At 54.0% G+C, this 694-nt stretch carries 1 protein-coding gene; it reads left to right on the forward strand.

All coding sequences use genetic code 11. From position 1 onward, the window contains the following. A partial coding sequence (locus HMPREF1627_RS01720; RefSeq protein WP_034500579.1) for an adhesin domain containing protein occupies nucleotides 1-694 on the forward strand: 694 nt, incomplete at both ends.

Raw genomic sequence — 694 nt, forward strand, 5'->3', positions numbered from 1 at the left:
CCTTTGATAATTCGAAGGACCGCACGTTCGCCGATTGGGGCATCAGCAATTCAGGCCCGCTCGGCGCGGTTTTGAATGTGGGATCTGTGCATTCCATGGACATTGGCGATGCCCTTTACGATGGTGCAGGGAAGGTCACGCACAAGGCCGATGAAAATATTGAGATTACTGCGGCCGGGCGTCAACTAAACCTTAACCTAATGGCGAACCTGACTGGAGAGAAGGTCAGGCAGTACGCGGAAGCGACTGCCGACAACCCTGTGCGTTACGCTTGGAAGGGCAAATATAAAACGGACAACCCAGAGGGCCCGCGGTATGCCACTACGGGAACCAACGTGGGTTTCACAGCTGTCGTGAATCCGTGGCCGAGTGAGAACATCGAATGTAATCCGATCACGGTGTCGTGGGAGGGCTTCAGCCAGCATGTGATTGTTCCTGGTGAAGAAACCAAAGTCGGTAAGATCAACGTCCCAGCTGTACAGGGTGAGGGAACGGACGATTCCCTGTCCCGTATGGTAGTGGAGGCCTATGACGGCAACGGCAAGTTCATTGGCACTACGGACACGCAAGCATCTGGCGGTAAGAAACTTCTTCGTATTGCTGGAGATGGAGATATCTATTTTACATGGCCGGAGTACCGTGGCACGGACCTCGCAGCTGACAAGAACGTAAACTTCTCCGTCCTTGCGCTACC

The sequence above is a fragment of the Actinomyces sp. S6-Spd3 genome (assembly GCF_000758755.1).
GTDB lineage: Bacteria > Actinomycetota > Actinomycetes > Actinomycetales > Actinomycetaceae > Pauljensenia.